This window comes from Streptomyces sp. NPDC005799, from assembly GCF_040630525.1.
Lineage (GTDB): Bacteria > Actinomycetota > Actinomycetes > Streptomycetales > Streptomycetaceae > Streptomyces > Streptomyces griseorubiginosus_B.
The window spans coordinates 15,977-42,785 of sequence record NZ_JBEXXQ010000052.1 but is presented as its reverse complement, the minus strand read 5'-3'; the positions used below and the strand labels follow the sequence as shown (position 1 = coordinate 42,785).

Sequence of the window (26,809 nt, the reverse complement as noted above, 5' to 3'; positions counted from 1 at the left end):
GACTTCGTTCAAGGGAATGAACGGCAGTTCAAGGGAGAACTGACAGATGCCGCTCGTGGTGGTCGGGGTCAGCGTGCTGATCCTCCTGTTCCTGATGACGAAGCTCAGGCTGAACGGCTTCGCCGCGCTGCTCCTGGTGGCGGTGGGGGTGGCCGTGGTCCGGGGCATCCCCCTGGAGAAGATCTCGGACGTCCTGTCCGAGGGCATCGGCGGCCAGATCGGCGACACGATGCTCACCATCGGGCTGGGCGCCATGGTCGGCCGGGTGATGGGGGACTCCGGCGCGGCCCAGCGCATCGCCACCAGGATCCTCGACGTCTGCGGCCCGCGCTGGGTCCAGGTCGCCATGGTGCTGACCGCCATGCTCATCGGCGTGACCATGTTCTACGAGGTGGCCTTCGTCATCATCGTGCCGGTCGCCTTCACCCTGGTCCGTGTCACCCGCTCCAACCTGCTGTGGGTGGGCCTGCCGATGTCCATCGCCCTGTCCACCATGCACAGCTTCCTGCCGCCCCACCCGGGCCCGACCGCGGTCGCCGCCACCTTCCACGCCTCTGTCGGACTCACCCTGTTCTACGGCCTGTTCGTCGCCGTCCCGGCCGGTGCCCTCATCGCCCTGGTCTGGCCGCGGCTGCCGTTCGTGCGCGCGATGAACCCGGCCGTCCCCAAGGGGCTGGTCAGCGAGCGCGTCTTCGAGGAGCAGGAACTGCCCGGCATCGGCTGGTCGTTGGCCGTGGCGTTGCTGCCCGTCGTGCTGATCGCGGGCGCCGCGGTGACCGACCTCGCCACCTCCGGATCGAGCCCGTGGCTGCACTTCGTCGCGTTCATCGGCTCCGCGCCGATCGCCCTGCTGCTCACCCTGCTCCTGGCGATCTGGGCGCTCGGCCCGCGCATCGGGCGCAGCCTCGCGGACGTCGCCGCCTCCTGCCGGGAGGCCGCCCAGGCCATGGCGATGATCCTGCTGGTCATCGGCGCGGGAGGGGCCTTCAAGCAGGTGCTCGTGGAGGGCGGCATCTCCGACTACATCAAGGACTCCACCGAGCACTGGTCCATCTCGCCGATCATCCTGGCCTGGCTGATCGCCGCCATCCTCCGCGTCGCCCTCGGTTCCGCGACCGTCGCCGTCGTCACCGCCTCCGGCGTGGCGCTGCCCCTGCTCGCCGGCAGCGGCGTCCACCCCGAGGTCATGGTGCTCGCCGTCTCCTGCGGCTCGATCGCGTTCTCCCATGTGAACGATCCCGGCTTCTGGATGTTCAAGGAGTACTTCAACCTGTCCGTCATCGACGCGATCAAGGCACGGACGACCTACACGACGGTGCTCGCGATACTCGGCCTGGGCGGCGTGCTCGTCCTTGAACAGGTGCTCGACGCCCTCAACGTGTGACCACTCACCGCCAACCTCCCGCACGAGAAGGGCACTTGTCCATGACCCAGCCTGTCGTCACGGCGTTCTCCGTCTACCCGGTCGCCGGCCGGGACTCCATGCTGCTCAACCTCTCCGGCGCCCACGCCCCCTACTTCACCCGCAACGTCGTCGTCATCGAGGACTCCGAAGGGCGCACCGGACTGGGTGAGGTGCCCGGCGGCGAGAGGATCACCCAGACCCTGCGCGACGCCGAACCCCTCGTGCTGGGCGCGCGAACCGGCGACTACAAACGGGTACTCCGGTCCGTGCGGGCCCGGTTCGCCGACCGTGACGCGGGCGGCCGCGGTGCCCAGACCTTCGATCTGCGCACCACCGTGCACGCCGTCACCGCGATCGAGTCGGCCCTCCTCGACCTCCTCGGCCAGCACCTGGAGGTCCCGGTCGCCGCCCTCCTCGGCGACGGCAAGCAGCGCGACGCCGTACGCGTCCTCGGCTACCTCTTCTATGTCGGCGACGCCGACCGCACCGACCTCGACTACCACCGCGCGCCGGACGCCGACGTGGAGTGGTACCGCGTCCGCCACGAGGAGGCGCTGACCCCCGAGGCGATCGTCCGCCAGGCCGAGGCCACCTACGACCACTACGGCTTCCGGGACTTCAAGCTCAAGGGCGGTGTCCTGCCCGGCGCCGAGGAGGTCGAGGCCGTACGGGCGCTGAAGGACCGCTTCCCCGAAGCGCGCGTCACGCTGGACCCGAACGGCGCCTGGTCCCTGCGCGAGGCCGTCGAGCTGTGCCGGCCGCTCGTCGGCACCCTCGCCTACGCCGAGGACCCTTGCGGAGCCGAGGGCGGCTACTCCGGCCGCGAGATCCTCGCGGAGTTCCGCCGGGCCACCGGGCTGCCGACGGCCACCAACATGATCGCCACCGACTGGCGGCAGCTGACCCACGCGCTCGCGCTGCAGTCCGTCTCCATCCCGCTCGCCGACCCGCACTTCTGGACCCTGCAGGGATCGGTGCGCGTGGCCCAGTTGTGCGACGCGATGGGACTGACCTGGGGCTGCCACTCCAACAACCACTTCGACATCTCGCTCGCGATGATGGCGCACTGCGGAGCCGCGGCCCCGGGCGAGTACAACGCGCTGGACACGCATTGGATCTGGCAGGAGGGACAGGAGCGGCTCACCGCCGAGCCGCCGAGGATCGTCGGCGGCGAGGTCGCCGTGCCGGACACCCCCGGCCTCGGCGTCCGCCTCGACCGGGAACGGCTCATGGCGGCCCACGAGTTGTACCGGGCGAAGGCGCTGTCGGGGCGCGACGACGCGATCGGCATGCGCTATCTCATCGACGGCTGGACCTTCGACGCCCAACGCCCCTGTCTCGTACGCTGAGTTCGGCGGCGAGCCCGCCCCATCGCTTCACAGGACGCACACAAACTCCCCCCATTTGCTTAAAAGTTCAAGCGCTAGGCTGCTCGTCAGTTCGAGTGGCCGGGGGAGCCGACGGAGGGCGCCGCTCGCCACCCCCCACTTGCACAGGAGACCCGGCGTGCTGCACGGCGACGTAGTGGTGATAGGCGGTGGCTACGCGGGCGTCCGCGTGGCGAAACGACTCGACGGGACGGCACGGGTGACGCTCGTGGACCGCAAGGAGGTGTTCTTCCACCGGATCGCCTCCCTGCGGGCCGGAGTCCGCCCGGAGTGGTCGGTCACGCCGTTCATCCCCTACGACCGGTTGCTGCAGCAGGGCCGGGTCGTCGTGGGCAAGGTGGTCCGTGTCGACACCGCCGAGCGGCAGGTGGTGCTGGGCACGGGGGAGCGGCTGCCGTACGACGTGGTGGTGATCGCCACCGGCGCCGACTACCCCGAACCGGCCCGTTTCGTCGGCAGCACCGCCGACGAGGCGGTCGAGGCCTTCGCCGGCCACCAGCACAAGGTGGCCGACGCGGAGCACGTCCTGGTCGTCGGCGGCGGGCCCTCCGGGGTCGAACTGAGCGCCGAGATACGCCTGGCCCGCCCGGACGCCCGGGTCACCCTCGCCCACTCCGGCACCGAACTGCTGCACTCGACGGGCATCGCACGCGCCGGCCGGCGCGCCCGTGCCTGGCTGGAGTCGCACGACGTCGAGGTCCGCCTCGACTCGTTCATGTCGCCCGGCAACGACTTCGGCACCTACCGCGACGCCCGGGGCAAGGTCATCGCCGCGGACCTGTCCTTCTGGGCGACGGGCACCACGCCCAACACGCTCTGGCTGCGACTGGGCGGCCACGGCGACTGGCTGAACGAGGCCGGACACATCAAGGTCGACCGGACACTGCGCGTCGGGGGACACCTGGACGTCTTCGCGGTCGGCGACGTCAACGACGCCACCGAGCTCAAGATCACCCCGGCCGCGCTGACCCAGGCCGACCTCGCCGCGTGGAACATCCGCACCTACCTGAACAGCGCCGGACGCCACCGCAGAGACCTGCGCCTGTACCGGCCCTTCCACCGCACCCCGATGATCGTCCCGTTCGGCTCCGCCGACGGCGTCACGGCGGTTCCCATCCCGGGCGGCGAGACCGCCGTCCTGGGAGGCCGCACCTCGGTGCTGGCCAAGGCGAAGACCCTGATGACGCCGTACATGCGACGCCAGCTCGGCTACACCGCGACCTGAGACCGGCACTCAGCGCGGCTCGCCCCGGTAGGTGCCGAAGTACCAGCGGTTGCCCTCGGGATCGCGGGCGGCGAAGTCGCGGGAGCCGTAGTCGGTGACGTGGAGGCCGGTGGTGATGTCGGCGCCGGCCGCCTTGGCGCGGGCGTGCACGGCGTCCGGGTCGTCGGTGACCACGTAGGCGCTGAAGGCGCCGGGCGGGGTGGGGCCCTCGCCGGGCTCGTGGTTCTCGCGTACCGAGCCCAGCATCACCCCGCCGCCCTCGGGCCAGCTGAGCTGGGCGTGCTCGACGAGATCGCCGTCGCCGTGGACGACGGTCTCCTCGAAGCCGAAGGCGTCGACCAGGAAGCGGATCAGCGCCCGGGCGTCGCGGGCGCGCAGGGTGGGCCAGACCTGCGGGGCGGGTGGCTGCGCGGCGGTGTCGGTCATGACGGCGGGCCTTTCGGTGCGGGGAGCCTGCGGGTCCTTTCACCATGAGCGTCCGATCAGGTGGCGTGGTCTGGTGCCGTGCATCGCAAGGCGCCGGAGCGCCCTCCCTCGTGGCGGAGCCACGTGGGCGTTTCGGCAGCGCGGCGAGGCGTGGTGCCAGGCCGCGCGACCCGGACGGGCCTGGTGAAAGGACCCCTGATTCGGCCGTACCCCTTCAGCGTCACGCGGGCGGATGGTGCCCGGATTGGATGTTTCGGAACTCCTGCGCCAGCCAGGCGCTCGGCGTGCAGGAGGCCAGCGCCGCGAACTCGCGGTCGAGGTGGGACTGGTCCGCGTAACCGCAGTCGGCGGCCAGAGCGGCGAGATCGGGCCGGCCGGGCCGCCGCGCGAGGCGGCGCCGGGTCAGGTCGAAGCGGACGACCCGGGCGGCCGCCTTGGGGGTGAGGCCGATCTCCGCGCGGAAGCGGTTGCGGAGATGGCGGTCGCTGCAGCAGGTCACGGCGGCGAGCTCCTCGACGCGCACCCGGCCGCCGGTGGCCAGCAGCCGCCGCCAGGCCTCCGTGAGGGGCGCGGCGGCCGTGCGACCGCCGTCGTGGCGTGTCAGCCGGGTCAGCAGCCAGTCGTCGAGGACACGGAAGCGGACGGGCCAGTCGGGTGCCTCGCGCAGTCTGTCGTGCACCTCGCGCACGTCGGGTCCCAGGGCGTCGTCGGCGTGGACGTCGATCCCGGCCAGCTCGCCCGCGGGCAGCCCCAGCAGGACGCGGGCGCCGAGCGGGCTTATCGCCAGCTGGATGCCGGACTGACGGCCGGGGATCCGGATGAGGGCGGGCGAGGTGTGCAAACCGCCGAGCAGGGTCGGGTAGTCGCCGGGCGCGGCGCCCGGGTCGGGGTGGGCGGCTACGCTCAGCGGCTCGTCCAGGGTCAGGATCAGCGTCAGCCACGGCGACGGCAGCCCGCGGTGCGTGGCGGCGGGGACGCCGCGCTGCCGGTAGCCGGAGTACCAGCCGACCAGTCCCCTGAGCGGCGGCGCCGGTAGCACCCGTACCGCCTCGTCCACGACCTCGGCGACCATACGGCCATTGTGCCGCGCCGGCCCGGAACGGTCTCGTGGACGGCCGGTTTCCACCGCCCACGAGTGGCCCTGCTCCTCCCGGCGTTCGGTGAGGACGTCGATCAGGGCCGCGTCGACGGCCGGCGCCGGCCGTGTGCCCCGGAGCGGCGGCGGCACGCGCGGGCCGGCCACGCCGCGCACCACGTCGGGCCGCAGCAGCGCCGTGTGTCAGGCCACCGGCGCGCCCCAGTCGTGCCCGACGACGTACGCCCTTCCCTCGCCCAGCGCCCGCACCAGACAGACGACGTCAGCGACATCCGGTGCTCGGATCGGCCGGATCCCGCACGGGAGTTCACAGCAGCGCGTCCCAGTCCGCCTCGAGGTCACCCCCGCCGAGGAACATCAGCTCCATCGCGTCGGCCGGCTCCTCGTCCGAGCCGTCCGGCAGCGGAAGTTCGGCCCAGATGCACTTGCCCGTCGGTGTGTAGCGCGCTCCCCAGCGCGCCGACAGGGCCGCGATCAGCTGCAACCCCCGCCCGCCCTCGTCCGTCTCCGTGGCCCGCCGGATCCGCGGCATGGTCTGACTGCCGTCGAAGACCTCGCAGAGCAGGCCCGCCCGGTACAGCAGCCGCAGCCGCACCGGGCCCTTGGCGTGACGCACCACGTTGCCGACGAGTTCGCTGGCCAGCAGCTCGGTGGTGGCGGTCAGGCCGTCCAGGTCCCAGGCGGTCAGTTGCTCACGCACATGGCGGCGCGCCTGGCCCGCCGCCTTCGGGTCATGGGGCAACGACCAGGACGCCATCCGGTCCGCGGGCAGCGCGTGCAGCCGCGCGACCAGGAACGCGGCGTCGTCGGCGGCCTGCTGGCCGGCGGGCAGCAGGCCGGCCGTCAGCGTGTCGCACAGCCGCTCGAGATCCCGTGCCGTGCCGTCCGCGTGGGCCGTGCCCAGCAGCCGTGCCAGCTCCGCCGTCCCTTCGTCGATCTCCCGCTTCGCCGACTCGACCAGACCGTCCGTGTACAGCACCAGCAGACTGCCCTCCGGCACCTCCAACTCCACGGTGTCGAAAGGCGGTTCAGCGGCGCCGAGCGGCGGATCGGCCTCGTGGTCGGAGAAGTGCACGGTGCCGTCGGGGCGGACCAGGGCGGGCGGCGGATGCCCGGCGCGGGCGATGGAACAGACCCGTGTGGTGGCGTCGTACACCGCGAACAGGCAGGTGACGTACGAGGTCTCGCCCATGCCGTCGACGATGTCGTTGAGGTGGCCCATGATCTCGTCGGGCGGCAGTTCCAGGTCGGCCAGCGTGTGCACGGCGGTGCGCAGCCGGCCCATGGTGGCCGCCTCCGGCAGACCGTGCCCCATGACGTCGCCGACGACGAGGGCGACCCGTCCGCCGGACAGCGGGATGATGTCGTACCAGTCGCCGCCCACGTCCGTGCCCGGCCCGGCCGGAAGATAGCGGGCGGCGGCCGTGCACTCCGGCAGATCGGGCAGGGCCTGGGGGAGCAGACTGCGCTGGAGCTCGCGGGACCGGGTGTGCTCGGCGTCGTAGAGACGGGCCCGTTCCAGCGACTGGGCGACCAGGGCGCTGATGGTGGTCAGCAGGTCGCGCTCCTGGTAGGTGAGCAGCCGAGGCCGGTCGAAGGCGACCACGCAGACACCGAAGGTGTGCCCGGACGCCGTCAGCGGCAGAAAGGCCCAGGACCGCTTGCCGCCGACGGCCGCGAGGTGCGCCGTCTCGGGGTAGCGCGCGGCGAACTCCGACGACGAGGACAGGAACAGTGGTGTCCCGGCGGTGATCGTGTCCCACGCCGGGTCGCCGCGTCCCGGCCGGGGGCGGGTGTCGAGCCTGTCGACGAAGCCGTCGGGAAAACCGACCGCCCCGACGTGGTGCAGCCGGTCTCCCTCGATGACCTGGACCAGCAGACCCGCGGCGGCGAACGCCGGCAGCACCCGCCGGGCGACCACGTCCACCACGTCCTGGGAGGTCGTCGCCTTGGCCAGTTCCGCGGTCAGCTCCGCCAGCCGGGCCGAGCGTTCGGCCGCGTCGCGTTCGGCCGCCTGCTGTTCCTCCGCCAGTCGCCGCTTCTCGGTGACGTCCTGGAAGTAGAGGGTGCGTCCGTCGGGTCCGGGCACCAGCCGCAGATGCAGCCGCCGCCCGCAGTCGTCGACGAGGACGTCGAAGCCGGCGGGCCGCTCCTCGGCCGACGCCTCCAGACATCCGCTGCGCAGCCCCGGAATGTCCCGGGCGGCCGGCAGGTCCCACAGCAGCCGGCCGAACAACTCCTCCTCGGAGAAGCCCAGAAAACGTTCCGCCTCCAGATTGGCGAAGGTGATCCGCCACTCGTCGTCCACCGCGATGAAGCCGTCGCTCATGTGCCGAAGTGCCCGGCCGAGCGCGTCACGGGCGGTGCGCGACTCGTTGCTCTCCCAGCCCACGCCGATCATCCGCAGCGGCTCGCCGTTCTCGTCGTACGTGGCCCGGCCGCGCGCCTGGGTCCAGCCCCAGGTGCCGTCCCGTCGCCGGACCCGGTACTCGGCCTCGTAGACGCTGTGGTCGAGGATCGCCCGCTGGGCCGCCGCCAGGGTGGGGGCCAGGTCGTCGGGGTGGACGATCCGCATCCAGTTCTCGATCTTCCCGGTGAAGTCGGCGGGCCGGGTGCCGTAGAGCTCCAGGGCCGCCTCGTCCCAGATGAGCTCGCCGCCCCGGATGTCCCAGTCCCAGGAGCCGACCTGGACCTCCTTGAGGGCGTGCCGCAGGCGCTCGTTGTTCAGCTCGGGCTGCGCGGGTCCGGACGGCGGCGGGGCCTGGGCCATACGGTCCTCGGTCCAGGCGACCACGTCCCGCAGGAAGTCCCAGTGCTGCGGGGTGGGTTCGCCCCGGTCGCCCGCCAGGACCGTCAGCGCGCCGATGCTGCGCCGCCCGCTGAACACCGGCAGGGCGGCGAGCCCCGTGCCGGGCCACACCGGTTCGGGCGGGGTGCCGGGGGCGGAGTGCGGCACCCAGACGCCCTTGCCCTGCTGGAGGGCGCGGGCCGGGGCCAGGGGGCCCTCCTGGTCGATGATCTCCCAGGAGCGGATGAGCGCGGGCGGCAGCCCCACCGAGGACACCAGCCGCAGCGCCGACATCGGTCCGCGCAGGTGCATGGTGCCGCCGAGCCCGCTCAGCTCGCCCACCGCCTGCCCGAGCGCCAGCCTGAAGACCTCGCTCTCCGTCACACCGGGAGACACCGTGCCGAGAAGAGCGAGCCGCGCGTTCATGGTGGGAACTTATCGTTCCTGTTTCCGATCGAAACCTTCTTCACGGATTCCGACCGGCCGCCTGCCGCCGCTCTGCCTCCCCAACCGCCAACGGAAAACGGCAAGTTGTTGAAATTTCGGCCGTGTAGCGTGCCCTCGCACGGGCAGGCTTCCGATCATGAGGAGCGGGCATGGACATCGGTGTCTTCATCCCCATCGGCAACAACGGCTGGCTCATATCCAAGAGCTCACCGCAGTACATGCCGACGTTCGAGCTGAACAAGGCGGTCGTGAGCAAGGCCGAGGAACACGGCCTCGACTTCGCCCTGTCGATGATCAAACTCAAGGGCTTCGGCGGCGAGACGGAGTTCTGGGACCACTGTCTCGAATCGTTCACCCTGATGGCGGGCCTGGCCGCCGTGACGGACCGCATCAGGCTCTACGCCTCGACACCGATCCTCGCCCTGCCGCCGGCCATCGTCGCCCGCATGGCCGTGACGGTGGACTCCATCGCCCCCGGCCGCTTCGGCGTCAACATCGTCACCGGCTGGGCGCCCGGCGAGTACGGCCAGATGGGCCTGTGGCCCGGCGACGAGCACTTCGGCAACCGCTACGCCCGGGCAGTCGAGTACGTCACCGTGCTGAAGGAGTTGTGGCGCGAGGGCGTCAGCAACTTCAAGGGCGAGTTCTACGAGATGGACGACTGCGTGCTCTCCCCGCGCCCGGCGGACGGGCACATCGACATCGTCGCCGCCGGGCAGAGCGGCACCGGCATCCGCTTCGCCGCCGAGCACGCCGACTACAACTTCGTCCTGGGCAGCGGCGTCAACACTCCGCTCGCCTTCGCGGACACCACGGCCGCCCTGGCGGAGGCGGCCCGCGACAGCGGCCGGGACGTCGGAGCGCTCTCCCTGTTCATGGTCATCGCGGACGAGACGGACGAGGCGGCCCGGGCCACGTGGCAGGACTACCACGACCACGCCGACCACGCGGCCCTGGCCTACATGGCGGGGGAGTCGGCCACGGACACGACCGCCGACGACTCCTCCACCGCCCGCACCATCGTGGCCCCCGAAGGCGCCGTCAACTTCAACATGGGCACGCTCGTCGGGTCGTACGAGAGCGTCGCCCGGATGCTCGACGAGATCGCCGAAGTCCCCGGCACCAAGGGCATCATGCTCGTCTTCGACGACTTCCTCGAAGGCATCGAGAACTTCGGCACCCGTATCCAGCCGCTGATGGGCTCGCGGTCCGGGCGCACCGTGGCGGCGAACTGACTCAGGCCCGCAGCGGATTGGCGCGTGCGACGGCCAGCAGGTACCAGGCGGTGGCGCCCGTGTGCCGGTACGGGTAGTAGCCGAACCCGAAACCGGTGTCGAGGGGGCTGCTGGCCGAGACGACACCGGACCGCTCGGCCACCGCCGCCGAGCCGAGGGTCTGGCCGCCGCCGAGCAGGTCCTGGGCGCGCTCGACGGATGCGATCAGCCCCCGGGCGCGCGCCTCGTCGCCGGGAGCGCGGCGGTCGCGCAGGGCGAGCGCGAGATGGGCCGTGCCCTCGAACCACACGCCGTTGCGGTCGGGCCTCGGCTGCCCACTGGCGATCGGCGCGTCCTCGTTCGCCACCAGGCCGGCCGAGCTGAAGGTGACGCCCTCATACGACTGTCCTGCCGCAACCGTGCTGTTGGGGCGGTCGGCCGTGTCCAGCACGGCGAGGTGGGTCGCCGCCCAGTCCACGGAGCGCGCGTGGGCGGGGGAGGGGAGGGCGAGGCGGGTCCAGGTCTGGGTGTCCTCGGGGACGGGCGACGTGTTGATCGTCACGCCGTCGTTGGAGCCGGTGTAGAAGAAGCCCCCGGTGGGCTCCCACATCCGCTCGACGAAGGCATTCGCCCAGGCCCGCCGTTCCCGCCACACCCGGTCCCCGGTCAGCCGGGCGAGCCTGCCGAACAGAGCGACCAGGTCGGTGTTGTGCTCGGTGGAGCCGAACGGCTGCTTCTCGTTCGCTCCGTTCACCCCGAACGTGTAGCCGCCCAGCGGCCCGTCGGTGCGGGCGTTGCGCTCGATCCACTCCCCGATCCGCACGGCGCCGGTCAGGAACCGGCGCTCTCCGGTCCGCCCGGCGAGGGCGCCGAGCGCGATGCCGGCCCACGCCATGTCGCCCACCGCGGTGCCGGTGAAGCCGAACTGGGTGCCGACGTTGGCCGTACCGTCCGCCCGGACGAACCCCTCCGGCTGGGCCGAGCCGTCGTAGAAGGTGTACGGGCCGACGTTGTAGGCCTGACGCAGCCTGCCGTCGTCGTAGCCGGGGTCATGGGCCTGCGCGTACAACAGCGCGTCCCCGAGGACCGTGGCGCGGGTACGGCCGTCCGCCGTGCCGGAGGCGAGGTTCGCCAGGATCACCAGGGCGTTGTCGTAGGTGAACGCCGTGCTGAACAGGCCCGCCTGGTCGGTGTAGCTCTGGGCCAGTCGGACGGTGCCGTGGTCCGGGTAGGCGTCCATGGCCGCGGCGAGGAAGGAGAGGGCGCGGCGAGGGGCGGAGGGGCCGCTCGCCGCCTCGGCGGTGCCGGTCCCGGCGGTGAGGAGCACGGCGCCCGCGCCGACTCCGGTCCCGATGAGCGCACGGCGGCTGATTCCGGGGCCTTGGCTGCCGGTCATGGGTCTCCCTGGGCAGGTGACGGTCGCGCCTGAGAGCGCTCTCAGGCGGTGCGGGCCCATTCTGCTGGCGGAAGCGAAGTCCGGTCAACGACTGTGGCGTAAGGGTCAGTTGAGAGCAGCGGTCAACCGGTGGTGTGCGTAGCGGCGTCGAGGAGGGGGCCCAGTTCCCGGGTCACGGTCGTCAGGGCACGGGTGTCCTGTTCGGCCCGGGCGATGAGGATGGCGCCCTCCAGCGCGCTGATCATGAGCGTGGCGAGGGCACCGGCCCGTTCGCCCGGTACGCCCATGTCCGTCAGGGCCTCGGCCACGGGCCCGGTCCAGGTGGCGAACGCGGTGGCCACCGCTTCCCGGGTGGACGTGCTGGACTCGGCGCAGTCCACGGTGGCGGCGGCGACGGGGCAGCCGCCCGCGAAGCCCACGGTCTCGTACTCGTCCGTCCACTGCCGCACCATCTCGGCGAACAGCCCGCTCGGCGTCGGCTCCGCAAGCGTGGCGAGGAAACGGGTGACCCGCTTGCCGGCGTAGCGGCCCGCCCAGCCCACCGCCTCGTTGACCAACTGCTCCTTGCCGCCCGGGAAGTAGTGCTGGAGGGAGCCGCGCGGGGCCTCGGCGTGCGCGGCGACCTCGCGCATCCCGGTGGCTCCGACGCCCTCGCGCCGGATGAGCTGGGCGGCGCTGAAGACCATCCGCTCGCGTGGCCCGCGTCCGGACTCCGCCATGCCCGACCTCCCTCGACGTCCCCGCGGACACTCTATGACCGTGGTCATGGAGACGGCTACTATGACCACGGTCATAGTGGGCAGCTGCGGTTCGGAAACGGCGGTGCATCGTGGACTACGTGGGATTCGTCGGCCTCGGGGTGATGGGCCGCCCGATGGCGCTCAACCTCGCCCGCGCGGGAACACCGCTCCTCGTCTGGAACCGCACGCCGGACCGCTGCGAGCCCCTGCGCGCGGCCGGAGCCGAGGTCGCCGCCGACCCCGACGAGGTCTTCGCCCGGGCGGGCGTCGTCTTCCTCATGCTCGCCGACGAGGCAGCGACCGACGCCGTCCTCGGCCGGGGCACACCGGAGTTCACCGCGCGGGTCGCGGGACGCACCGTCGTCCACATGGGGACGACCGCGCCGGAGTACTCGGGCGGTCTGCGGGACGCCGTGCGGGCAGCGGGCGGGCGCTATGTCGAGGCGCCGGTGTCCGGCTCCCGAGTCCCGGCGGAACAGGGGCAGTTGGTGGCGATGCTGGCCGGCGACAGCGACGCCGTGGCGGAGGTGCGGCCGCTGCTGGCGCCCCTGTGCCGCGAGACGTTCGACTGCGGTGCCGTACCGGACGCCCTGCTGACGAAGCTGTCGGTGAACCTGTTCCTGATCACCCTGGTGACCGGCCTGACGGAGGCCTTCCACTTCGCCGACCGGCACGGCCTTGACCGGCGGCTGTTCCTGGACGTCCTCGACGCGGGCCCGATGGCCAGCGCGGTCTCCCGGATGAAGGCGCCGAAGCTGCTGGCCCGGGACTTCGCGGTCCAGGCGGGCGCCTTGGACGTACTGAAGAACAACCGGCTGATCGCCGAGGCCGCTCGCAGGGCCGGCCTGGCCTCGCCCCTTCTCGACGTCTGCCACACGCTCTTCGGTGAAACCGTCGAGCAGGGGCACGGCGGCGAGGACATGGTGGCCGTGCTGCACGCCCTGGAATCCCGGACCGACGGAGCGGACCGGCCGACGCTATAGTCAACAATGCGAATAGGTGACTAGTCGCATGACTGATGGCGCGTCGACTGGGGGCTTCATGGCCGGCAGCGGGTATCTGCGGTACGTCGCCCTGGGGGACAGCCAGACCGAGGGGGTGGGCGACGGGGACGAACTCGGGGGGTTGCGAGGGTGGGCCGACCGGCTCGCCGAGCGCATCGCCCGGGACAGCCCGGGCCTGCTGTACGCCAACCTCGCCGTCCGCGGCCGGCTCGCCGGGCAGGTGCGGGACGGGCAACTGGCGCCCGCCCTGGCGCTCGAGCCCGACCTCGCCACGGTCGTCGCCGGGGTCAACGACGTGCTGCGGCCCCGGTTCGACGCGGACGAGGTGGCCGGCCATCTGGAGGCGATGTTCGCCGCGCTCACCGCACGGGGTGCCCGCGTGGCCACGCTCACTTTCCCCGACATCGGCCGCATCGCCCCGCTGGCCCGGCCGCTCGCGCCCCGGGTCCTCGCCCTGAACGCCCGCATCCGTGAGGCCGCTCGGCGGCACGGCGTCCTGGTGGCCGACTCCTCGCCCCACCCGGCGGTGACCGATCCGCGGCTGTGGAGCGCCGACCGGCTGAACGCCAGCCCCCAGGGTCACGCGCTGATCGCCGCCGCGGTCGCCCATGCCCTCGCCCTGCCGGACAGCGACGACGGCTGGACCCGGCCCCTGCCGCCCGGCACGGCGCCCCGCTCGGGCCTGCGGGCCGTCGGCGCCGAACTGCGCTGGGCCGGAACCTTCCTCGGACCCTGGATCGTCCGCCGCGCACGCGGCCGCTCCTCCGGCGACGGACGCCGGCCCAAGCGCCCCGCCCTGCTTCCGGTGACCGCGCCGGCCGAGGGCATCTGAGAGCTCCGCCGGGAGTGCCGTCTGCCGTCTGCCGTCTGCGGGCCGTCGTGGCTGGTCGCGCCCCTGCTGCGGGGCCGCATGTCGGTACAGCCCCGCGCCCCTTGGGGGGCCTTGGTCACCTCTTTGATTAATCAACGCGGTGTTAATTTGGGGCAATGGCATTGCGCAACGCGGTGATGGCCGCACTGCTGGAGGGCGAGGCGTCCGGCTACGACCTCGCCAAGGGGTTCGAGGCCTCGGTGGCGAACTTCTGGATGGCCACCCCGCAGCAGCTCTACCGGGAGCTGGAGCGCATGGAGGGCGAGGGGCTGGTCTCGGCGCGGGTCGTGCAGCAGGAGCGCCGCCCCAACAAGCGGCTCTTCTCCCTCACCGAGGCGGGCCTGGAGGTCCTGCGCGACTACATCCTGGCGACCCCGGCCAAGCCGCTGGCCATCCGGGACGAGCTGATGGTCAAGGTGCAGTGCGTCGACATCGGCGACCTCGACGCCGTACGGGCCGCGGTCGCCGAGCGGGTCGAGCGGGCCACCGCCAAGCTCGCCCGCTACGAGCGGCTGAGGGAGCGGCTGTTGGACGGCCGCAGCGAGGACGAGTACTTCACCCATGCCGAGCGCATCGGCCCCTACCTCACCCTGCTGGGCGGCCTGGCGCTGGAGCGGGCGAACGTGCAGTGGGGCGAGGCGGCCCTGAGGCGGCTCGACCAGCGCGCGGCCGCGCACTGACCCAGGGGGTTCGTTTTCCAAACTCGATAGACGGCCGGCCTTGAGTCCGGAAACCGATCGGTTTACAGTGAGATGAAACCGATCGGTTTCCGTATCTGTTCTGCGCATCCTCGTTCTCAAGGAGTGGTCATGACCGCGATCAAAGACGCCGTCGTCCTCGTCACCGGCGGCAGCCGTGGGATCGGCAAGGCCCTGGTGGAAGAGCTGTACGCGCGTGGCGCCAGCAAGGTGTACGCCACCGCCCGCGACCCGCGCACGGTGACGCACCCGGATGCGGTACCGCTGGCTCTGGAGGTCACCGACCCCGACTCGGTGGCGGCAGCGGCGGCGCGGGCGCAGGACGTCACCGTCCTGATCAACAACGCGGGCGTCTCCGTCGGCGGCCCCTTCCTCGACACCCCGGTCGACGACGTGCGCCGCGAGTTCGAGATCAACTTCTACGGACCGCTGCTGGTGACCCGCGCCTTCGTGCCCGTCCTCGAGCGCAACGGCGGCGGACACATCCTCAACGTCCACTCCGTGCTGTCCTGGCTGGGCAACGCCGGCTCCTACAGCGCCTCCAAGGCGGCCCTGTGGCAGCAGACCAACTCCCTGCGCCTCGAACTGCAGCCCCGGGGCATCGCGGTCACGGGCCTGCACGTCGGATACGTGGACACCGACCTGACCGCGCGCGTCGACGCCCCCAAGTCCGCCGCCCGCGATGTCGCCGCGCTCGCGCTCGACGGCATGGAGTCCGGGGCGCACGAGGTACTGGCCGACGACATCTCACGGCAGGTCAAGGCGGGACTGGCCGGCGAACTGTCGGCGCTCTACCCGCAGTTGGCTGTGTAGCGGGGGCTATCCGGACGCGCCGACCAGGGCCCACACGGTCTTGCCGTTGCGTCCCCGGTCCCGTACCCCCCAGGTCCGGGCCAGCTGGTCCACCAGATGCAGTCCGCGGCCGCGCTCGTCGTCCGGGCTCGGCGCGTCCCGCAGCACGGGCGGGGCCGGGCTCTGGTCGGACACCGCTATGAAGCAGGAGCCGTCGGCCCGCGCGGTCACCGATATCTCGAACTCCCGCTCGAGGATCGGTCCGTGGCGGACGACGTTGGCCGCCAGCTCGGAGGCCAGCAGTACGACGTTCTCCGTGATCGCGTCATCCTTGCCATGTCCCCACGTGGCCAGATGACGTCGTACCCGATGCCGGGCGAAGCCCACGGAAGCCGGGTGCCGGGGCACCCGGAAGGCCTCTCGTCTCAGCACAAAGCATCCCTCCCCTGTCAACACCGAAAGCCTCCCCACTGGAGAGCGCACAGTGACAGGTCAATGTCACCGCCGACCCGACACCCGACTGATTCCGGCCACCTCGGGACCACCGGTAACGCGGGGGGTGCCAGGCGGGCGTTGAGGCGCCACACGGTTCCCGACGGCCGCCGTATGAGACGAAAACAGCAGTTCGGGCGGTATGTCGGGCGATGGACGCATACCCGTTCGGCAGGCGGGGGGCGGTACGCCGGCGTCCTGCCGAACTGTCTGGCATATGCCCGCACGCGGCCAGAATGGCCGAACACGGCGTTCCCGATCTCGTCGTGGGCACGGATTGGTTGCGGCCGGGGATTCGCGGAGCGGCTTCGCCGGGGGCTCCGGCAGCATGACGAGGCATGGGGAGAGATCGGTACGTCGACTTTCTGCGGGCGTGGGCGATCGTTCTGGTGGTGCTCGGCCACTGGTTGATCACGGCCCTGGTGCACGGGCCGGACGGTGCGCTGGGCGCGCCGGAGTTGCTGGCCGCGGTGCCCTGGACCCAATGGCTGACCCTGCTGTTCCAGATCATGCCGCTCTTCTTCCTGGCCGGCGGACACGCGGCGGCCGGATCCTGGGCGCGGACGCGTACGGCGGGCGGTTCGACCACGGGATGGGTGGGGCGGCGGGCCGTACGACTGCTGCTGCCGACCGGGCTCTACAGCGGGCTGGTGCTGCTCGCCGTCGGGATCTGCGAAGCCGTCGGCGTGGATCGGGGCACCCTCGCGCTGGTCGGCTGGGCCATGGCGATGCAGTTCTGGTTCCTGCCGGTGTATCTGCTGGTCAGCGCGCTGACGCCGGTGCTGCACGCCGCCCACCGGCGCTGGGGGCGAGCCGTCCCCGTGGTCCTGGGCGCGGTCGCGGTGGTCGCCGACACGCTCGTGCTCGCCGTCCACGCGCCCTTCGTGGGCCTGCTCAACTACGTCCTCGTCTGGGGCGTCGCCTACCAGCTGGGCTTCTGCTGGCATGACGGACTGCTGACCGGGCGCCTGCTGCCCGCCGCGATGGCCGTCGGCGGCGGGCTGGTCTTCGCGGCGCTGGTCTGCCTCGGCCCCTTCCCGGTCAGCCTGATCCTGGTGACCGGACAGACCCCGAGCAACACCAATCCGCCGTCGGTGGCGATGCTGGCCTGGGCGGTGGCCCAGGTGGGCGCCTGTCTGCTCGCCGCACCCGCCCTCCGGCGCCTCCTCGAACGCGAGCGGGTGTGGCGGGTCGTGCGCCCGCTGGGCGGTGTCAGCATGACCCTGTATCTGTGGCACATGCTGCCGGTGCTGATCGCCGCGGCCGCCTTCTACCTGACCGGCCTCGCCCCCGAACCCGCCCTGAACTCCGCGTCCTGGTGGGCCCTGCGCCTGCCCTGGCTGCTGGTGCTCGGCGCGCTCCTCACTTTCCTCGTGTCGGCGCTGCGCCCTTCGGAGGGTGCCCTGGTGGCACGGTACGAGCACATCCGCCCGGACACCGGCCCGTATCGCGCCTGGCTCCTGTGGCCCGGTCTCGCCGCGACCGTCCTCGCCCTGATCCGCTTCGCCACCCGGGGCTTCGCCGAGGACGGACGCGTCCCCGTCCCGGCCGCCGTGGGTCTCGTCCTGGGCGCGGCCCTGGTCCTGCTCCACCGGGCCCCGGGCGGACAGGGTTCCGTACCGCGACGGCCCGCCGAGACCCCGGGCGCCTTGGAGGAGGCGGCCTGACGGCGAGTCCGTAGGGTGTGCCCATGTCCACGACGCCACGCTGGCTCAACGCCGAGGAGCGACGGGCCTGGCTGGCCTACATCGACTTCTCCACCCTGCTCGCCGACCATCTGAACCGGCAGCTGCGGCGGGACGCCGGCATGACGCACGCCGACTACAGCCTGCTCGCCCACCTCTCCTCAGCGCCCGACGGCGTCCTCGGTATGTCCGAACTGGCCCAGCGGCTGAAGATCACCCGCAGCCGGCTCACCCACGCGGTGAACCGGCTGTGCGAGGCGGGCCTCGTGGACCGGCGCGAGGATCCCGCCGACGGCCGCGGCCAGCTCGCCGTCCTCACCGATGAGGGCCACGCCTTGCTGGAACGAGCGGCCCCGGGCCATGTGGAGGCCGTCCGCCACGCGGTCTTCGACGCCCTCACACCCGAGCAGGTACGGCAGTTCGCGGAGATCGGCGAGGCGATCAGCGAGGCCCTGCACCGCGTGGACGGGGCGGACGACCCGACGGTGCTGCCGTGGCGGCGCAGGTGAGCGCCTGCGGTTACCACCGCTGACTCGGCGCTCGTCTCCGCGAGGCACCCTGCGCATGACACCGTTGACCGATGTGACGGCCCAGGCCCGTGCGCGCCGGTTCCGGTCGGTGGACTGCGCGGGGGCGATAGCCGAGCTCGTCGGAGCGGCCCAGCAGGTCGGCGAGGTACCAGACGATGGCGAGCCACATCTCCGTACCCTGCAGGCCCGGTTCGGGCCCGGGCCGCCCGCGCCGAAGCCCTTGCCGTCCTGCCGGCGGGAGAGGGCGGCCGTCAGCTGCCGCTCGGCCCAGGCCCTGATGTCGGCCGTGCGGTAGCCGTCGCCGCGCGTGCCGATCTGGCGCGTGCACAGCCACAAGGGGTGGGCGACGTCCATGGGGCGAAGGCTGGGCAGGCGGGCGCGCGGCCGGGAAGTGTGCCGGGTGGATCTTGCCGGGGAGGCGCGGTTTACCCGGGCCGGTGCGGGCTACGCGGCTGGCATGCCACCTGTGCTCCCTCCGGCACCCGGGAGGTCCTCATGACCCGGAAGATACGAGACGTGATGTCGCCCGGCGCGGCAGCCCTCGAACCCATGACCACCCTGGCACGCGCCGCCCGCGTGATGCGGGAGCGCGACGTGGGCGACGTGCTCGTCGCCTACGACTGCGACCTGTTCGGCGTGCTCACGGACCGCGACATCGTGATCCGGGCCCTGGCCGCGGGACTCGACCCGGAGCACACCACCGTCGGGTCCGTCTGCACCCCGCCACCGGTGGCGACCCTGTCGCCGGACGACACCACCGACCGCGCCATCGAGCTGATGGGCCGGTACGCCGTCCGTCGCCTGCCGGTCGTCGAGCGCGGCGGCTGCCCGGTCGGCATGGTCAGCATCGGCGATCTCGCCACCACCGAGGATCCCTGTGCGGCTCTCGCGGACATCAGCAGGGCCGCTCCGAACCATTGAGCGCACCCCGCGTGAGGGCGTGCCCGCACGGGTAGGCGCACGGTCAGGGACCGCATCGTCCGGCGGGAGACTCCCATGAGCGTCACACTCGTTCATCCGCGCCCCAAGTTCGCCCGGGCACGGCTCACCGAACCGCCGCCGACCGGCTATCTGCATCTCGCCGCCGCCGTGGAGCCGCCCCCGGGCGGAGTCGGCAGGCCGGGACACAGCCGGGGCAAGTCCCACCTGCTCGACCTGCTGCGGGCCGAGGCGGAGGACCTGGCCAGCCTGACCGAGGTGAAGCGGGCGAGTGTGTACCGGGCCGCGGCCCTCGCGCCAGCCGTGGGCTGGGACCCGCCCGAGGGACTGCACCGCGCCCGCTACGACGTCGTCCTGCTCGTGGAGACCCGGACACCACGCGACATCGCCCCGGTACGGGACAGCGTCGCCTATCGCCGTCTGCGCCGTCGGCTGGAACACGCGGCCCGGGACGTCCACGAGATGAGCGCCCGCTGCGCCAAGTGCCTGGCGGACGTGGACCGCGGACACCAGGGCCTGTTCCAGTTCACCTACTTCGTGGCGGAGGACGCGCGGCGCACCGCCGAACTCTGGGAGCACCTCGCCGGCTGGTACGCAGCCGAGACGGGCCTGGACAACTCCGTGCTGCTCCAGCCGCTGGACGAGAGCGCGTCGGACTACAGCTTCGTCGCCCACGCCCGCTGGGACGCGGGCCTGGCCGCCGTCGCCCTGCGCCAGTTCACCAAGCCCAGCTTCTACCGCTTCCTCGGGCCCACCCTGCGGGAGAACCGCACGGCCGCGATGCCGGTGCTCCACCACCTCGTACAACTGCGGGACCGGTGAGAGGGACTGCCGTGCCGCGTCAGGCGCGGGTGTCCGGGCCCATCATCTCGTCGAGGTGACTGTTCGCGCCCGTGTCGTACGACCGCGGGGTGCGGTGGCGGCGGTGCGCGCCCCCGCTCACCATGGCCAGACCCAGGCAGAACAGGAGCGCCAGCGCGAGGCCGGAGCTGAAGATCGCCAGCGTGTTCATGGTGGCGATGTGGTGGTCCAGCACCGACACCGAGTACTCGGGGCCGCCGGACAGGTTGCCGGCGATCGCCAGGGCGGTGAAGGCGCCCGTCGCGCCGAGGAGGAGCAGTCCGAGGAACAGCATCCGAGTCATCTCCTCAACATCCTCACACGAGGTCGTTCACCAGCACGGGTACCCCCGCCCCGGCGGCCCATGACCCGCACGCCCGACCGGGAGCGGTGCATCGGCCGGGGCGCGCGGGGTAGGCGGGCAACAGAGCGTGGACGTCGTGCGGGAAGGGGTGACGACCGCGATGCAGTTCCATGACCGCGGGCACGCCGGGCGGGAACTGGCCGGCCGGCTGCGGATCGAGCAGGAGAAGGGCGTGCTGCCCCACCCCCTGGTCCTGGCCCTGCCGAGAGGCGGTGTCGCCGTCGCTCGTGAGGTGGCGCGGGCCCTGGACGCCCCGCTCGACGTGCTGGTCGTACGGAAGATCGGCGCCCCCTTCCAGGAGGAGCTCGGCGTGGGCGCGATCGCCGGGGACGACGAGCCGCTCTTCGACGACGACACCCTGGACCAGCTGGGCCTGACCGAGGCCGAACTGGCACCCGTCGTCGAGCGGGAACGCGAGGAGCTCCGGCGCCGCCTGCGCCGCTACCGGCAGGACCGCCCCGCCCCCGACCTGGCGGACCGCACCGTGATCGTGGTGGACGACGGGCTCGCCACCGGCGTCACGGCTCGCGCCGCCCTGCGCTCCGTACGCCGACAGGCACCCGAGCGGGTCGTGCTGGCCGCCCCGGTCTGCTCGCCGCAGGCAGCGGACCTGTTGCGCGCGGAGGCGGACGCGGTGATCTGTCTGCAGCGGCCGGACGACTTCATGGCGGTCGGCCTGTGCTACGAGGAGTTCGAGCAGCTGACGGACGAGGACGTCCTGACGGCCCTCGGCGAGACCGCCGACCACTGACCCGCGCGGCCACCCGGGCCGGTCGCGACCGCCGTTCGCTCAGGCCGAGGCGCGCGGGCGGGAGTCCGGCTGAGCGGTGGTCGTGCGGTCCGCCTCGGCCTGGATGAGCAGCGAGAGCAGCGACGCCACCGTGAGGCCGGCCTCGGCCGGGTGCCGTAGCACCTTGCTGGGGTCGATCCGGTACGTGTTGGAGCGTCCCTCCCTGGTGTGGGAGAGGTATCCGGCCTGCTCCAGGTCGGCGATGATCTTCTGGACGGCGCGTTCGGTGAGGCGGCAGTGGGCGGCGATGTCGCGGATTCGGGCGCTGGGGTTGTCCGCGATGGCGGCCAGCACCCGCGCGTGATTCGTGATGAACGTCCATCCGGTGTGTGGCTCGGGCACTCCATCCATGCCCCCACTCTAGCGACCCGGTGTTCACGCATTCAAAAACACGTACTGCGTTTCCGGTATTGGTTGACGTATGTGGGCCGAAGCGGGGAACCTTGGAGTCGAAGGCGGGCGAGCACGGGAGGGAGAGACGCCATGGCGGAGCCTGCGCACGCGGCGCGGCCCCGTACGACGCGGGACGCCGACGACATGGCGGTCGGCGTCGCCACGTCGTCCGTGCCGCCGTGCCTCGCGACGATCCATGTGCTGCCGGTCGGCGAGCGCACGGACATCCGGATCGACGGCGAGCTCGACTTCGGCAGCCGGCAGCTGTGGGACCGTCTGGAGGAGGCGCTCGACGACTCGGCCGGAGGCGTCGACCTGGACCTGGGTGAGGTCGGGTTCTGCGACTGCGCAGGGCTCAATCTGCTGCTCGATCTGCGGCGGCGGGCCATGGACCACGGCAAGACGGTGACCCTGCGCGTGAGCTGTCCCTCGGTCGACCGGCTTCTGGAACTGACCGGCGCCCGGGAGCTGTTCCCGCAGGCCGGGCCCGCCTCTCAGAGCGCCGGGGCCGCCCCGGACGAGCGGTTTCCGCGCGTGGACGTCGACGGCGAACTGCGCAGGGAGGTCACCGAGTTACGGCGTGCGATGCGGACCCGGCCCGGCATCGATCTGGCCCGGGGCATCCTGATGGCCACGTTCAACCTGAGTCCGGAGGCCGCATGGACCGTGCTCGTCACGGCGTCGCAGAACACCAACACCAAGCTGCACGTGCTGGCGCAGGACCTGGTGGGCACGGTACGGGGGATGCCGCTGCCCGAGGAGGTCCGGCAGCAGGTGGCGGCCGCGGTCACGCAGGCCCGCCGGGTGATGGAGGCTCCGCCCGCATGAGTCGGCCCGGGTCCTCGACGGTGAGCCCCGCGGCTCCGGTGACCGTCCGGCGGCGCACCGCATGAGCGGACGGGCGCCGGCCGGTGACGGGCCCGCTGCGGCGGCTGCGCGGCTGACCGGACGTGCGGTGCGCGGTGAGCGCCCGCTGTCCGGTGCGGTCACCGAAGTCGCCCTCGACGGCGGTGGAACGGTGCTGGTGAAGCGGGCCGACGAGCCCGACGCCGTACGGGCCGAGGCGGCGGGACTGCGCTGGCTGGCGGACGCGGGCACGGTTCGCGTTCCGAACGTCCTCGGGTGCGAGGGGAGTTGGCTGGTCACCGACCTCGTACCGCAGGGCCAGGCGACGGCACGGACGGCGGAGGAGTTCGGGCGCGATGTGGCCGCACTGCACGCGGCCGGCGCACCCGCGTTCGGGGCGCCGCCGCCCGAGGGACCCGTCGACGCGTACATCGGGCTCGCTCCGATGCGGAACGTCCCCGGCGCCGACTGGCCTCGCTGGTACGCCGAGCACCGGGTGCTGCCGTATCTGCGTGCCGCGGTCGACGGGGGCGTGATCCGCCGCGCCGAGACGTCCGCCGTCGAGCGCCTCTGCGAGCGGCTGCCCGGCCTGGCGGGTCCCGCCGAGCCCCCCGCCCGGCTGCACGGCGACCTGTGGAACGGCAATGTGCTCTGGGGTGCCGACGGCCACGCCTGGCTGATCGACCCGGCAGCGCACGGCGGCCACCGGGAGACCGACCTCGCGATGCTCCACCTCTTCGGCTGTCCGCACCTGGACCATGTCCTGGACGGCTACCGGCAGGCCGCGCCGCTGGCGGACGGCTGGCGGGACCGCGTCGGGCTGCACCAGCTCTTTCCCCTGCTGGTCCACGCCGTGCTGTTCGGCCGCTCCTACGCCGAGCAGGCCCTCGCGGTGACCCGGGCGGCGCTCGCGCGATGACCCGCAACCGACGTCGGCGGCTTCGTCTCCGTACAGACCCGTTGTCCGTACAGACCCGTTGTCCGTACAGACCCGTTGGCCGTACAGACCCATTGACGCGGCCATCGTTCTTCCCGACACTGGCCTGACTACGTAGTCAAAGCGGCCGACCCCACGGCCGGGCTCGATTGACTACGTAGTCACGACAGGGAATCCGCGGGAGAGCGCATGGCCACGAGCAGAACCGCGGGGACCCCGGACGGTTCCGGGCGTCGCCGTCGCGGCCCCGGCATGACCGAGGTCGCCCGCGCGGCCGGCGTCTCACAGAAGACCGTGTCGCGGGTGGTCAACGGGGAACCGCACGTCAGCCCCGAGGTGCGCGACCGCGTGCTGAGGGTCATCGAGGAGCTGGACTACCGCCCGAACAACGCGGCGCGCGCCCTGCTCCTGGGCCGCTACCGGCGCATCGGCGTCGTCTCCCTGGGCACCGCCCTGTACGGCCCCTCGACCCTGCTCATCGCGCTGGAACGGGCGATGCAGCGGGCGGGCTACTCCTTCGCCGTGGCCAGCACCCTGGAAGGACAGCGCGTCCCGGTCGCCGTGGAGGCGCTGCTGGAACAGGGCGTCGACGGCATCATCCTGTCCGAGCCCATCGACGACGGCACCCCGCTCAGAATCAGCGCGGACGTACCCGTCGTCAGCCTCGCCGAGGGGCTGGAACAGACCGGCGGCGTCAGCGCGGTGGTCGGCGCCGACGGCGCCCTCGCCGCCCGGATCGCCACCGAGCACCTGCTCTCCCTGGGCCACCGCACCGTCTGGCACATCCCCGGTCCGCAGGACTGGTGGGCCGCCCGTGACCGTGTGCGGGGCTGGCGCGAGGCCCTCGCCGCCGCCGGCGCACCCGAACCGCCCCTGCCGGAGGCCGGCGACTGGACCCCGGCCTCCGGCTACGCCACAGGACGACGGCTCGCCCAACTCCCGGACATCACCGCCGTGTTCGCCGCCAACGACGACATGGCCATCGGTGCGCTGCGGGCGTTCGCCGACGCGCGAGTGTCCGTCCCGGACGGCGTGAGCGTCGTCGGCTTCGACGACATCCCCGCCGCCGCCTACCTCTCACCGCCCCTGACCACCGTCCGCCAGGACTTCACCGTCATCGCCGAGCGAGCGATCGACGTGCTCGTCGCCATGATCGAAGGACGGCCCACTCCCACCGAACCCATCGCCCCCGCCGTCGAGTTGACCCTACGGGCCTCCACCGGACCGGCCCGCGGACCCGCCCCGCCCCGCCGCTGACCCCCCGGCCGAACGGCCCCGGCACCCCCGCCGCGGGCCCGGACAGCCCTGCCCGCCCGCGCCGCCCGTCGCCCTCTTCGTCGTCCTGCGCAAACAGCTCCTCGAAGGACTGTCCACGGGCCGTTGAGGGCTGACGGTGCGTCAATCACCGTTTGGAGAACGATGTTCCCGCTTCCTCGCCGCGTTCTGTTCGGCGCCGCCTACTACCACGAGTACCAGCCCCACGAGCGGCTGAAGGACGACCTCGACCTGATGGCCGAGGCGCGCTTCACGGTCATCCGGGTCGGCGAATCGGTGTGGTCGACCTGGGAGCCGGAGAGCGGACGGTTCGACCTGGACTGGCTCCAGCCGGTGCTCGACGGCGCGCACGAGCGGGGCATCTCGGTGATACTGGGCACGCCGACGTACGCCGTGCCGCCGTGGCTGGCCCGCCAGTACCCGGAGATCACCGGGGAGGCCCGCACGGGTGAGCGCATCGGCTGGGGTGCCCGCCAGGAGGTCGACATCACCCACCCGGCGTTCCGCTTCCACGCCGAGCGGATCATCCGCAAGGTCGTCGCTCGGTACGCCGACCACCCGGCCGTGATCGGCTTCCAGATCGACAACGAACCGGGCCTGCATCTCCTGCACAACCATGGCGTGTTCCAGCGCTTCACCGATGAACTCCGCGCGCGGTACGGCGATGTGGAGACCCTCAACAGGGAGTGGGGGCTGGTCTACTGGTCGCACCGGCTGTCCACCTGGGCCGACCTGTGGCGGCCGGACGGCAACGCCCAGCCGCAGTACGACCTCGCCTGGCGCCGCTTCCAGGCCCGTCTGGTCACGGAGTTCATCGCCTGGCAGGCCGACATCGTGCGCGAGTACGCCGGCCCCGGCCAGTTCGTCACCACCTGCATCTCCTACGACCGTCCGGGCGTGGAGGACGACCGGCTCACCGAGCGCCTCGACGTCACGGCGGGCAACCCCTACTACACGATGCAGGACGCCCTCGCCCTGCCCGACCGGGGCAGCTCCGGCCAGGACTGGACGACCAACGGCACCTGGGCCCTGTACCGCAGCGCCGACCGCATGTACTCCTCCCGTCAGGAGCCGTTCCTGGTGACGGAGACCAACGCGCAGGCGATCGGTTTCTCCTGGAACAACCGCCCTGCCTACGACGGCCAGTGGCGCCAGGCCGCCTGGGCGCTGATCTCGCGCGGTGCCTCGATGATCGAGTACTGGCACTGGCACACCCTGCACTTCGGCGCCGAGACCTACTGGGGCGGCATCCTCCCGCACAACGGCCGGCCCGGTCGCGTCTACCGCGAACTAGCCGCTCTCGGGGCCGAGTTGGAGAAGGCCGGGGAGCTGGCGGCCCAGCTGACCCCGGACGCCGACGTGGCGTTCCTCTACGACGGCCCCAGCAAGTGGGCGTTGCAGGGGCAGCCGCCCCTCGCCGACGCGGACGGCGGCCCGGACGCGCGCTCGTACGAGAGGATCTTCGACGCCTTCTACCGGGGCGCCTTCGACGCGGGCCTGCAGTCCCGCATCCTGCACCCGGGCCAACTCGCCGACGCCGACCTGCCACCCGTCCTGGTGGTCCCCGCCTACTACGCGGCCGACGACGCGGTCCTCGACCGGCTCAAGGCCTACGCCGAGCGGGGCGGCCACCTCGTCCTCGGTCCGCGTACCGCCTACGCCGATCACGAGGCCCGGGCCCGCACCGACGCCCAGCCCGCGCGTCTGGCGGAGGCGGCCGGGGTGACGTACGACGAGTTCAGCAACCTCGACGGACCCCTGCCGGTCAGCGGCACCGCCACCCTCGCCCTCCCGCCGGAGGCCCGCGCCCTGTACTGGGCGGACGGTCTGCGCCCGCAGGGTGCCGAGGAACTGGCCGGGTACGTCCACCCGCACTTCGGCCGGTGGCCCGCGGTCACCACGCACCCGCACGGCAAGGGCCGTGTCACCCACGTCGGCACGGTCCCTGACCCGGACTTCGCCCAGGCCCTGTTCGACTGGACCGCCCCGGCCGACTCCTGGCGCCCCGCCCATCCGAGCGTCACCTCGACCACGGCCACCGCCGCGGACGGCCGCCGGGTCCGCTTCCTGCACAACTGGTCGTGGGAGCCGGTGTCCGTGCCCGTACCCGGGTCCCTGCGGGACGTGGTGACGGACACCGTGTACGACGACGGTGTGCCACTGGGGCCCTGGGACGTGAAGGTGCTCGAGGAGTGAGCGCGGTACCGGTCCGAGTCAGTCGTCCGGCT

General features: G+C 72.3%; 25 protein-coding genes and 2 pseudogenes. 17 read left to right on the top strand and 10 right to left on the bottom strand.

Features of this window, described 5'->3' with window-relative positions:
* Nucleotides 1–46: 46 nt before the first annotated feature.
* The 3 genes from ABZ453_RS38315 (at nt 47) to ABZ453_RS38305 (ending at nt 4,018) form a co-directional block, all read left to right on the top strand.
* Nucleotides 47–1,384 (top strand): gluconate:H+ symporter, encoded by a 1,338-nt coding sequence (locus tag ABZ453_RS38315; RefSeq protein WP_359022614.1) that lies wholly within the window; start codon nt 47–49, stop codon nt 1,382–1,384.
* A gap of 41 nt (nt 1,385–1,425) precedes the next feature.
* On the top strand, nt 1,426–2,754 hold the full coding sequence (locus tag ABZ453_RS38310) for an enolase C-terminal domain-like protein (protein WP_359022612.1): 1,329 nt from the start codon (nt 1,426–1,428) through the stop codon (nt 2,752–2,754).
* Between the two features lie 157 nt (nt 2,755–2,911).
* Complete coding sequence (locus ABZ453_RS38305; protein WP_359022610.1) at nt 2,912–4,018, top strand: FAD-dependent oxidoreductase; 1,107 nt, start codon at nt 2,912–2,914, stop codon at nt 4,016–4,018.
* Between the two features lie 9 nt (nt 4,019–4,027).
* Here ABZ453_RS38305 and ABZ453_RS38300 read toward each other — a convergent pair whose 3' ends face one another.
* The 4 genes and pseudogenes from ABZ453_RS38300 to ABZ453_RS38285 all read right to left on the bottom strand — a co-directional run bounded on the left by ABZ453_RS38300 (nt 4,028) and on the right by ABZ453_RS38285 (nt 8,754).
* Nucleotides 4,028–4,444: a VOC family protein gene (locus ABZ453_RS38300; RefSeq protein ID WP_359022608.1), complete on the bottom strand. Its 417-nt coding sequence runs from the start codon at nt 4,442–4,444 to the stop codon at nt 4,028–4,030.
* Between the two features lie 220 nt (nt 4,445–4,664).
* Nucleotides 4,665–5,516: a helix-turn-helix domain-containing protein gene (locus ABZ453_RS38295; protein ID WP_359022694.1), complete on the bottom strand. Its 852-nt coding sequence runs from the start codon at nt 5,514–5,516 to the stop codon at nt 4,665–4,667.
* 126 nt (nt 5,517–5,642) lie between these two features.
* Nucleotides 5,643–5,810, bottom strand: a pseudogene (locus ABZ453_RS38290) (alpha/beta fold hydrolase); the annotation flags it as partial.
* Nucleotides 5,811–5,847: 37 nt separating this feature from the next.
* Entirely contained in the window at nt 5,848–8,754 is a 2,907-nt protein-coding gene (locus tag ABZ453_RS38285) for a SpoIIE family protein phosphatase (protein ID WP_359022606.1), read from the bottom strand.
* Between the two features lie 170 nt (nt 8,755–8,924).
* Here ABZ453_RS38285 and rutA point away from each other — a divergent pair, with 170 nt between their 5' ends.
* Nucleotides 8,925–10,010: a pyrimidine utilization protein A gene (gene rutA / locus ABZ453_RS38280; protein WP_359022604.1), complete on the top strand. Its 1,086-nt coding sequence runs from the start codon at nt 8,925–8,927 to the stop codon at nt 10,008–10,010.
* A gap of 1 nt (nt 10,011) precedes the next feature.
* Here the strand turns inward: rutA and ABZ453_RS38275 are convergent, their stop codons facing one another.
* Both ABZ453_RS38275 and ABZ453_RS38270 read right to left on the bottom strand, forming a co-directional pair.
* Nucleotides 10,012–11,385 (bottom strand): Tat pathway signal sequence domain protein, encoded by a 1,374-nt coding sequence (locus ABZ453_RS38275; RefSeq protein WP_359022602.1) that lies wholly within the window; start codon nt 11,383–11,385, stop codon nt 10,012–10,014.
* 122 nt (nt 11,386–11,507) lie between these two features.
* Nucleotides 11,508–12,104, bottom strand: coding sequence for a TetR/AcrR family transcriptional regulator (locus tag ABZ453_RS38270; protein ID WP_359022600.1), 597 nt, complete (start codon nt 12,102–12,104; stop codon nt 11,508–11,510).
* Nucleotides 12,105–12,214: 110 nt separating this feature from the next.
* Between ABZ453_RS38270 and ABZ453_RS38265 the strand changes: the two genes are divergently transcribed.
* From ABZ453_RS38265 to ABZ453_RS38250, 4 genes are all read left to right on the top strand, one after another.
* Nucleotides 12,215–13,108, top strand: a complete 894-nt coding sequence (locus ABZ453_RS38265; RefSeq protein ID WP_359022598.1) for an NAD(P)-dependent oxidoreductase — start codon at nt 12,215–12,217, stop codon at nt 13,106–13,108.
* A gap of 58 nt (nt 13,109–13,166) precedes the next feature.
* A complete protein-coding gene (locus ABZ453_RS38260; protein WP_359022692.1) occupies nt 13,167–13,961 on the top strand; it encodes an SGNH/GDSL hydrolase family protein in 795 nt (264 codons plus the stop codon).
* A 155-nt stretch (nt 13,962–14,116) separates the two neighbouring features.
* The gene (locus ABZ453_RS38255) at nt 14,117–14,680 is read left to right on the top strand and encodes a PadR family transcriptional regulator (RefSeq protein ID WP_359022596.1); all 564 of its coding nucleotides are present in this window, start codon (nt 14,117–14,119) and stop codon (nt 14,678–14,680) included.
* Between the two features lie 129 nt (nt 14,681–14,809).
* Nucleotides 14,810–15,511, top strand: a complete 702-nt coding sequence (locus ABZ453_RS38250; RefSeq protein WP_359022594.1) for an SDR family oxidoreductase — start codon at nt 14,810–14,812, stop codon at nt 15,509–15,511.
* A gap of 6 nt (nt 15,512–15,517) precedes the next feature.
* On the opposite strand, the gene ABZ453_RS38245 is transcribed toward ABZ453_RS38250, so the two are convergent.
* Complete coding sequence (locus ABZ453_RS38245) at nt 15,518–15,922, bottom strand: ATP-binding protein (RefSeq protein WP_359022592.1); 405 nt, start codon at nt 15,920–15,922, stop codon at nt 15,518–15,520.
* Nucleotides 15,923–16,320: 398 nt separating this feature from the next.
* Between ABZ453_RS38245 and ABZ453_RS38240 the strand changes: the two genes are divergently transcribed.
* Nucleotides 16,321–17,649 (top strand): acyltransferase, encoded by a 1,329-nt coding sequence (locus ABZ453_RS38240; RefSeq protein ID WP_359022590.1) that lies wholly within the window; start codon nt 16,321–16,323, stop codon nt 17,647–17,649.
* Nucleotides 17,650–17,672: 23 nt separating this feature from the next.
* The gene (locus tag ABZ453_RS38235; RefSeq protein ID WP_359022588.1) at nt 17,673–18,176 is read left to right on the top strand and encodes a MarR family winged helix-turn-helix transcriptional regulator; all 504 of its coding nucleotides are present in this window, start codon (nt 17,673–17,675) and stop codon (nt 18,174–18,176) included.
* A 10-nt stretch (nt 18,177–18,186) separates the two neighbouring features.
* Here ABZ453_RS38235 and ABZ453_RS38230 read toward each other — a convergent pair.
* Nucleotides 18,187–18,551 (bottom strand): annotated as a pseudogene (locus ABZ453_RS38230) (hypothetical protein); the annotation flags it as partial.
* A gap of 141 nt (nt 18,552–18,692) precedes the next feature.
* Here ABZ453_RS38230 and ABZ453_RS38225 point away from each other — a divergent pair.
* Nucleotides 18,693–19,118: a CBS domain-containing protein gene (locus ABZ453_RS38225; RefSeq protein WP_359022586.1), complete on the top strand. Its 426-nt coding sequence runs from the start codon at nt 18,693–18,695 to the stop codon at nt 19,116–19,118.
* 75 nt (nt 19,119–19,193) lie between these two features.
* Complete coding sequence (locus ABZ453_RS38220) at nt 19,194–19,958, top strand: hypothetical protein (RefSeq protein ID WP_359022584.1); 765 nt, start codon at nt 19,194–19,196, stop codon at nt 19,956–19,958.
* Between the two features lie 19 nt (nt 19,959–19,977).
* Here ABZ453_RS38220 and ABZ453_RS38215 read toward each other — a convergent pair whose 3' ends face one another.
* The gene (locus tag ABZ453_RS38215) at nt 19,978–20,280 is read right to left on the bottom strand and encodes a hypothetical protein (protein WP_356765727.1); all 303 of its coding nucleotides are present in this window, start codon (nt 20,278–20,280) and stop codon (nt 19,978–19,980) included.
* A gap of 160 nt (nt 20,281–20,440) precedes the next feature.
* Here ABZ453_RS38215 and ABZ453_RS38210 point away from each other — a divergent pair, with 160 nt between their 5' ends.
* Nucleotides 20,441–21,091 (top strand): phosphoribosyltransferase family protein, encoded by a 651-nt coding sequence (locus ABZ453_RS38210; RefSeq protein ID WP_359022581.1) that lies wholly within the window; start codon nt 20,441–20,443, stop codon nt 21,089–21,091.
* A 39-nt stretch (nt 21,092–21,130) separates the two neighbouring features.
* On the opposite strand, the gene ABZ453_RS38205 is transcribed toward ABZ453_RS38210, so the two are convergent.
* Nucleotides 21,131–21,481 carry a helix-turn-helix domain-containing protein gene (locus ABZ453_RS38205; protein ID WP_359022579.1) on the bottom strand — a complete coding sequence of 117 codons (351 nt, stop codon included), beginning with the start codon at nt 21,479–21,481 and terminating at the stop codon, nt 21,131–21,133.
* 132 nt (nt 21,482–21,613) lie between these two features.
* Between ABZ453_RS38205 and ABZ453_RS38200 the strand changes: the two genes are divergently transcribed.
* From ABZ453_RS38200 to ABZ453_RS38185, 4 genes are all read left to right on the top strand, one after another.
* Nucleotides 21,614–22,351, top strand: coding sequence for an ANTAR domain-containing protein (locus tag ABZ453_RS38200; protein ID WP_359022577.1), 738 nt, complete (start codon nt 21,614–21,616; stop codon nt 22,349–22,351).
* A 61-nt stretch (nt 22,352–22,412) separates the two neighbouring features.
* On the top strand, nt 22,413–23,288 hold the full coding sequence (locus ABZ453_RS38195; protein ID WP_359022575.1) for a fructosamine kinase family protein: 876 nt from the start codon (nt 22,413–22,415) through the stop codon (nt 23,286–23,288).
* A gap of 207 nt (nt 23,289–23,495) precedes the next feature.
* The gene (locus ABZ453_RS38190; protein ID WP_359022573.1) at nt 23,496–24,563 is read left to right on the top strand and encodes a LacI family DNA-binding transcriptional regulator; all 1,068 of its coding nucleotides are present in this window, start codon (nt 23,496–23,498) and stop codon (nt 24,561–24,563) included.
* A gap of 162 nt (nt 24,564–24,725) precedes the next feature.
* On the top strand, nt 24,726–26,777 hold the full coding sequence (locus ABZ453_RS38185; RefSeq protein ID WP_359022571.1) for a beta-galactosidase: 2,052 nt from the start codon (nt 24,726–24,728) through the stop codon (nt 26,775–26,777).
* The last annotated feature ends 32 nt before the right edge of the window (nt 26,778–26,809 follow it).